The 8373-nt window shown below is 46.0% G+C and carries 6 protein-coding genes; all 6 read right to left on the minus strand.

Annotation, left to right across the window (positions count from 1 at the left end; genetic code table 11):
* The coding region (locus F6K52_RS27535) for an RRXRR domain-containing protein (protein ID WP_293085927.1) at positions 1 to 162 on the minus strand (162 nt) is incomplete at its 3' end.
* Positions 163 to 406: 244 nt separating this feature from the next.
* Entirely contained in the window at positions 407 to 1615 is a 1209-nt protein-coding gene (locus tag F6K52_RS27540; RefSeq protein ID WP_293085930.1) for an aspartate aminotransferase, read from the minus strand.
* Between the two features lie 371 nt (positions 1616 to 1986).
* A complete protein-coding gene (locus F6K52_RS27545) occupies positions 1987 to 3138 on the minus strand; it encodes an iron-containing alcohol dehydrogenase family protein (RefSeq protein ID WP_293085915.1) in 1152 nt (383 codons plus the stop codon).
* Positions 3139 to 3472: 334 nt separating this feature from the next.
* Positions 3473 to 4267 carry a lysozyme gene (locus tag F6K52_RS27550; protein ID WP_293085918.1) on the minus strand — a complete coding sequence of 265 codons (795 nt, stop codon included), beginning with the start codon at positions 4265 to 4267 and terminating at the stop codon, positions 3473 to 3475.
* 688 nt (positions 4268 to 4955) lie between these two features.
* Positions 4956 to 5828 (minus strand): glutamate racemase, encoded by an 873-nt coding sequence (gene murI, locus F6K52_RS27555; protein WP_293085921.1) that lies wholly within the window; start codon positions 5826 to 5828, stop codon positions 4956 to 4958.
* A 130-nt stretch (positions 5829 to 5958) separates the two neighbouring features.
* Positions 5959 to 7866: an N-acetylmuramoyl-L-alanine amidase gene (locus tag F6K52_RS27560; RefSeq protein WP_293085924.1), complete on the minus strand. Its 1908-nt coding sequence runs from the start codon at positions 7864 to 7866 to the stop codon at positions 5959 to 5961.
* Positions 7867 to 8373 lie beyond the last annotated feature (507 nt).

Consider the following 8373-nt stretch of genomic DNA (forward strand, 5'->3'; position numbering starts at 1 on the left):
ACAGCCACTGACACTATGTAAACGGTCCGATCTAACGTAATAGATTCCGGCATCATTCCATTTTTCGATGGCTTTACCATCGCGAACCCAACGCCTAGCCCGAGAGGCTTTAGTTGGCATAAGGGGTTGACCCTCTGGTGAAATAACAGGTACTCGTAACATGGAGATAATCCTCACGAGATCAAGTTGTGCGTCCCTACGATTAACTTGTCTAGGATTTCTGGGCTTTACCCACACCTTTGAACAGAAGGTTTAAAGAGGTACGAGCTAGGGAAACACTCGAACGTTCGTGCCTATGCAAGTCTTAGAACAAGGTGATAACGAGTATCAACTCTCCCTTGTAATCTAGTCACTGGTTGCCCTTGAATACTGTTCTATTCAAGCCCCTGTGTCTTTAGACCAGGGGTCAGTGACCCTTTACCATTGTTTCGGCTTGGTAGCGGATATTAGCTTGTTTCAACCGATTGAGGGCTTCACCCAAGCGATCGCATTCCGCAATCAAACTAATCCGCACATACCCTTCACCCCCGATACCAAAAGCATTTCCTGGGGTGAGGACTACTCCAGTTTGCTGCAAAACATCCAGGGCAAAATCCGTTGAACCTACCCCGATTGGGCAAGGAACCCACAGATACATGGTTGCCTTGGACTTAGGAATCTGCCAACCCAACTCGGCCAAACCCTCAATCATGAAATCTCGGCGGCGGCGGTAACGGTTTTGGACGTCTTGAAGGTAAACATCTGACAGTTGCAAGGCGGCTTCAGCAGCGCTTTGTAAGGCAGCAAAGATGCCATAGTCGAGATTAGTTTTTAAGGTACGCAACCCTTGAATAATGCGGCTATTCCCGACTACAAAGCCAACGCGCCAGCCAGCCATATTATAAGTTTTGGATAGGGTATGGAATTCGACAGCAATATCTTTAGCGCCAGGAATTTCCAGCAAACTAGTAGGCTGATAGCCATCAAATGCTAATTCGGCGTAACATAAGTCATGTACCAGCAGAATTGAGTACCGACGGGCAAACGCAACAATTTCTTCAAAAAACTCCCTTGGGGCGGTAGCGGTGGTTGGATTACTGGGATAGTTAAAATAGAGGATCTTAGCTCGTTGGGCAACCTGATCCGGAATCGCCCCTAAATCAATCAGCCAATCATTTTCCGGTTTCAAAACCAAGCTGTGAATTTCCCCCCCAGCAATCAACGGACCCCGGAAGTGGACTGGATAAGCAGGAGAAGGTACTAAAATCAAATCTCCCGGATTCACATAGGCCAAGGCTAGGTGAGCTAGTCCTTCCTTAGACCCTAACAGAGGTAAAGCTTCACTGTCCGGGTCTAGCTCCACATCATAGCGGCGGTGATACCAATTCGTAATTGCCTGACGGAAACTAGCAGTCCCCTCAAAGGGAGGATAACCGTGGTTAGCGGGATTTTTTAAGGCTGCGATCGCTGCTTCGATCACCGGCTGCGGTGCTGAACCATCAGGATTACCCATCCCCAAGTCAATCAAATCCAGCCCTTGCTCACGGGCTCTTGCTTTTAATTCATCTAAACGAGCAAATACGTAGGGAGGGAGTGCGCTTAGTCGTTGTGCTGGGGTAATCAAATCTACCATTATCAGTGTCAGGTTTGGAGGTTAGCCGGTTGAAGGTCTTGACCTAGAATTTTTGACTTTAGCCAAAAGGCCACGCTACGCGAACGAGTTGAGAGCCAGTGTAAGGGAAAATGCTAGTAATATTAAAGGGTATCAGGTTTGAGCTCAAAATCTCCAACCTTGGCCAAAAGGCCACGCTACGCGAATACCCAACACCGTTCAACCTGCAACCTGCAACCTGCAACATTTTTGAATGAAGAATATATAATCACAAACTCTTCATTCTTCATTCTTCATTCTTCATTCTTCATTCTTCATTCTTCATTCTTCATTCTGACAGACAACCTTGGCCTTGGCCTATTGGCCACGCTACGCGAATGGCCACGCGTGCGCGTTCAACCTTCAAGCGTTGAGGTTGTCAAACTTAACTGCTGCTGACGATTCCCCTCAACTAGTACCCTAGTAGAAACCATTGCTGCCATCAGCTGTTCTGGAAGCACCTTAAACGGAAGCCGATGAATATCAGAATTTTCCCCACAGGCAATCTCAGCTGCTTTCTGTAACTGAGCCAAGGTAATGGACCCCAATCCCAGGTCTTGGAGGGTTTGGGGCAAACCAAGCTCACCATAAAACTTCAGCAACTGTTGTCGTGCTGATGCAGCTAGTTGGTTCCCCTGAAGCATTTCTTCCAAACGCAGCTGCACCAAAATGCCATAAGCAACCTTTTCACCATGTAAAGAATCGTGAGCTGCTGGGATATGAGTTAAACCATTATGTATAGCATGGGCAGCAACAGTACGACATCGAGCTCCACCCAAGCCCCCAATCACACCAGCCAGTAAAACTGTTGCATCGACAACTTCCCGCCAAACTTCACTACCAGGTTGGGTTAGAGCATCAACGGACTTTTGGAACAAAATATCTCGCAATACCCTTGCCTGTTGGACAGCCGCAATAATTAGAGTATCTGTAGCGCTACCACTACTAACTGAAGCTTCGTACCACTTCGCTAAGGCATCACCAATTCCGGCAACTAGGGTACGTTGGGGCGCTGTCTGAATCAAGCTGTAATCAAGTACCAATAAATCTGGGCAACGGTCAAGTCCAACATCATACAGGAAAGCCCCCTGGTCAGAATAGATATTGGATAGAGCTGTCCAAGCAGCACAGGTAGCAGCAGAGGTGGGTACAGTAACTACAGGTAACTGGCACTGGTGCGCTAGGATTTTAGCAATATCCAACGCCTTACCACCACCAATCCCAATAATTAAGTCAGATTGATGAGCAGCAACGGCTTCTGAGAGTTTACCTAAAGACTTCTCACTGCAATCAGGACTGTAGGATGCGCATTCATAACTGAGTTGATGCTGTTCCAAAACCGATTCCAGTGATGAGGCTAGGGTAGCCAGAGTATACTGGCCTCCTACAATCAAAGGACGATTTCCCAACCGTGCGATCGCATTTCCTGATTCTTCCAACGAACAACGCACTACTTGAGTCGGTGCCACGTTTAGGGAAAGCAAGGAGGTAGGTGCTTGTTTGGTCATGCCTGTAGCCCAAATAAACTTATTGGTTTGGTAAGGTGAGTAATGACCTTACTGGGGGATAGGTTTCTTATTATACATTTTCCCCAACTTACAGGGGTTAGGGCTTAGGTATTAGGGGTTAGGCATTAGGTGTAGCCTTGGATGACAACCTTGGCCTTTGGCCACGCAATCGCGTTCAACCTTCAACCAAACAAACTTTCAACCTTCAACCAAACAAACTTTCAACCAAACAACCTTTCAACCAAACAACCTTTCAACCTGCAACCTTCAACCTTCAACCTTCAACCTTCAACCTTCAACCAAACAACCTTCAACCTGCAACCTTGAATTTTACTTAACTAAGAAACAGTTTACGCTCCGCTTCTCTGCGTCTGCTCAAGCCTAATAGGACTCGACCACCACCCTTGTTCCAACGAAGAAACTCATTGGCAGCCCCTTGATCATCACCTTGATTCAACTTACGTAACAATGTCGAGCGCCTAAACGCTGTTGGTCCTATATTGAACACAAAGCTAGCTAGAGCAGAGAATTCATTATCAGTCAGTGATACTTTGACAAGATTACTCACCGTAGATTCAGAACTTTCTAAATCTTGTCTGAGCAATTTCTCCGCTTGCTCAACAGTGATGATATCTCCTAGGCGAACACCAGCCGTATGACCCCATCCAATAGTAGGAATTCCCACCGGATCGATATAAGCTTCTACTCTGCCATCGGGGCACCTTTTATGGAGTCCTTCAAACTCTTTAACCAGATCTAAACCAGCTTGGTTAATGTTTCTATCGGTACCTGGTGGCAACTCTGGTGTTACTTGATTGATGATAGCATCAAAGTAAAACTGAGCCGTTTGAGGACCAATAATTCCTTTTACGGCTCCAGTATTACCGAGTTTGTTAGCATCTTTAAACTTATTGACTCCTGCCTCAGACAACTCCAAGCCGCATTCTTGACACAGTTCAATAAAATTTTGTATAATTATAGGGCTAATAAAGTCTTCTACCTCCAATTCCATTAATTCTTGGAGTTTACTAACCTGAGGCCCTGGCAGGTTTACTAGAATGTCAAGTGCATAGCGTTCTTCCACAGAAAGGCTATCGGTGTTGATGTCTTTAATAGTTATAGCTGACATAGTTAGATAACTTATAAAATAAACGTAACGTTATTGGGGATAAAATCTGCTTTACTAATTATTATATCCCTGATTTTTTATGGGTAAAGGTTAAGGGGAAATTGGGAATTGGGAATTGGGAATGGGTCAAAATAAGCGAAAAACCAGATTTTAAGACACAAGAGTCGCCCAGGAAAAAAATCCCATGAGTTGACTCTGTTTCTTGACTAAGCTCATAGCGGACTGCTTACTCAAGCACTAGGTTTTTGATTTACTAAATTAGTCTTCAGCGTGAGTTTTCGCTTTTACGTTAATTGTGATAAGTTTGAAACAAAAATTTACAAAACTAGTAATTCCCCTTTCCCGTCTCTTGGTGCGCTTTCCTGTGGGCGACAGATTATTAAGGGTAATTATCCGGAGATGATATGACAAGCCGAGCTAAACCTTGATTTAGCTTGATTTAGATCTAAGGCGAGTTAAAGGGGTTAAAGTGACTGAAAAAATTGCGAAAAATTAATCTTGATAATAACTAACTTAGGTGAAGTCGCCTGTGAGCAACGACTTCACCTAAGGAAAGTGGGATGGGTTAACAATTGCCTCCACAAGCAATTTTTAGTAAAAAAAATCGGTCTATTATTTTTCAATCTAGCGATTCTAAAGGTGAGCTTTCCGTGATGGCGTTCGCGTAGCGTGACCTACGGTCAAGGGATTACTCGCCATCATGGGTCGCACCTAAAGGTATCGTAGGGATTGACACCTGTGGTAGGTGTATTTTTTCAACTGTTGGAGTGTAACCCAGAAATTTTAGGGACTGTTGGGCAAACTGTTGAGGACAACCGCTGACCCCAAAGCGAGTTGGTCTTGGCTCCCCAGTATTCTTCCCTCCGATTAAATCCAGTTCTTGAGCAGCAGCAGCAACAACGTATTTCGCTGGGTCTACCAATTTAACGTCTGGGGGTAATATTTCCCGTAGGATCGGTTCTAGATGGGGATAATGAGTACAGCCATAAATTAGGGTATCGATTTGGGCTGCTAGCAAAGGTTCTAGGTACTGCCGTGCGACCGCTGTAGTGTAGGGTTCGCACAAGCGATTTTGCTCCACTAATGGCACAAACTCCGGACAACCCACTTGCCAGACCTGAGCAGTTGGTTCAACCTCTAAAATAGCATTTCGATAAGCATTGCTGGCAGCGGTAGCTGGTGTAGCAATCACCCCAATCCGACGACCTTGGTGGAGCGCCCCACGGGCACCTGGTAGAATCAGCCCCAGCATTGGGATGTCAAACTCACTACGCAGAGTTTCTAATGCCAGAGCCGAACTGGTATTGCAGGCCATCACCACCATTTTGACATCCTGTTGCACCATCCAGCTGAGAATCTCGAAGCCGAACTGCACGATTTCATCCGCAGACCTGGTACCGTAGGGTAGCCGTGCTGTGTCCGCAAAGTAAATAATTGATTCGGATGGTAGTTGTTTGTATAGTTCCCTCAGAACGGTCAGACCCCCCACACCACTGTCGAAAATCCCGATAGGACGACTCTGGGGTTGAGTTCGAGAGATCAAAATTGGGTTATTGATCATTGGTTAATAATTGGCACCTACCCACCCAGGGGTAATAAACAGATTACTTGAGTTCGCTCAAAACAAGAAAATCGTTAAATTATAGGTTAGCAATTATGAATTAAGAATTGACACAATATTAGAACTCAACTTAGCTCAACCGATTCTGCCGAATATATAGGAGGATGCCACGAGCGATCGCTCTAGCCATCTGGCTGCGAAAGGCGGAACTTTTCAGTTTAGCTGAGTCTTCATCGCCGGTTAGAAAACCAACTTCTACCAAAACTGCTGGCATGGAGGTTTTCCTGAGCACATAAAACCTCGCCCGTCGGGTACGTCGGTCACGAATATCCACGCTCCGCAAGATAGTGTAGTGGATGGTTTGGGCAAGACTCCGACCAGTAGAGTAGTAGAAAGTCTCTAATCCATTCACATCCGGTCGCTTACCCCCGATAGCATTGGCGTGGATGCTTACAAATAAATCAGCATCAGTCCGTTCTGCCACTTGAACTCGTCCATCCAGACTGATAAATCGGTCATCTGAGCGGGTCATGACAACCTGGATCCCCTGTTTTTCCAACAGCGCTTCCACCTGTCGGGAAATCGACAAATTAACATCTTTTTCTTGTATACCCCCAAGCCCAATAGCACCAGGGTCTTTGCCACCGTGTCCGGCATCAATGACCACTACCAGGCGCTCTTTGGGAACCTGACGTCTGGGAATTGGTGGGCGAGTCTGGTTAGGCGGTGGCACAGGAATCGAGCGCGGGGGTATCCTGGTTGGCCTTCTTGATAGAAATGGTCTCAGTTGCAGAGCCAACAGCTGATCATTGAGCTGATTGAGGCTACCAATCCGGGTCCCGTTTGATGGCTGTACCAAAATCAGCACCGTGTTTTTCTCCTCCTGCCGCACCATCACCTCTGAGACAGGACTAGTGGTATTAAGTTGAGGGCCACTGAACTTGTCAGCTAGTTTGGCATTCGGTATAGTAATTTGGTAAGCCTTTGAACGAGGATCCCATTTGCTAGTGGCTCTGACCCGTTGGTTAGCCTTAATCAACAGCTGAGTCTGATTGCTAGCCAGTTCCACTGACCCAATGGTGGCTAACTTACCGATATTAGCCGAGCCACGGGATTGAATCGGTTTCGTTGGCACTTTGGATGTTGGTCCATTATCTAAGCGTTGAGCTGGGATCCCTCTAGGAAAAATCAACACCCCTCCCAATCTTTGACTGAAGGATGCCAGCCAATCAGGGCTGTCACTATCCACATTCAGGGTCATCCGGACAATCGGTGGGGAATCTTTTTTCTTTTCAAACTGAATTTTGCTAACCCCGTAGCGATTTACATCCAAATCCTCTGCTAACAGACTCTCGGGAATCGTAACCCCTTCTAGGTCGATGTTTATGCTGCGATTATTGCGACTTCGTTCGATTTGAATGATGGGTTTCCCGCCATCGGTACTGACAAAAAATCCATTTCTATTGATCTCAAAGCCTTGGCGGCGAATCCCCGGATTGGATCTCGGATTACTTGGATTGGATCTCGGAATAGTTGGATTGGATCTCGGAATAGTTGGCCGTGGTGGAGGGGATTGAGTGCGGGTCGGGGGCTGAGCCGGTGGTAGGGATGGCGGTGCTGGGTTAGGCAGAACCGGCAGTGACCCTCGATAAGGCTGAGGTAATTGTACAGTCCACTGATTGGGGCTAATACCCCGAAATTTTACCTGCTGGGGGTCTATAGTGTAACCAGGAGCCAATTCAACCACAATCCGAGTGGTTTGTCTCTCAAACTGACCCACTCGCACTTCTCGAATCGCCCCGCTTATACGCTGATTTGTTGATGGACCTCCGACGTTAATTCCCGGTAAATCAATCACTAACCGGGTAGGATTAGAAATGAGTTGGGCTGTGGGTTGTACACCCACATCAGTGGTAAATTCCAGGCGATTCTGATTGCGATCATATTGCCAAAATAGTAGTTCACGGGCTTGAGCCGCCAATGAAAATAGAGACAATGTCAAAGAGCTGGAGAGTAGCAGTAGCCAGCGAAACCTCACAATTTTTACTCCTGTATCATGTATCTTAGGTAATTGGTTATAGCAATTGGTTATAGCAATTGGTTATACCAGCTGTTAGCGGTTAAGTATTAGACCGCGCGCAGCCGCCTAGAGTAGGCTATAGTTCACCGCTAATCCCTAACCGCTCACGATGAATACCCCTAATTAATAGCCCAGTCAACCACTTTCTAGTCTGTTTGACTAATAAGATTAATCTTATTAAAACCATTAACAGACTCGGACGTAGAGTAGCTTGGTTAAGTTTCAAGAGTTTCAGTATACACGGGTTTCTCTGAATCGAAAATTTGGTTTTAGTTAACACATTTAGCAATATCGAAATCTTAAAGCATACACAATCAACTAAATTGAACAGGATTCTTCAAGAATCCTGCATCAATAATAATTGTCTTTAATCACCAAGCTCAGATAGCTTAGCCACAAGTCTCAAGACTCTCCAGCTGTTTCCACCGGCTCAGATGGCTCTTGAAAGACCAACCGCAACAAAGG

It is taken from the genome of Moorena sp. SIO3H5 (genome assembly GCF_010692395.1).
GTDB lineage: Bacteria > Cyanobacteriota > Cyanobacteriia > Cyanobacteriales > Coleofasciculaceae > Moorena.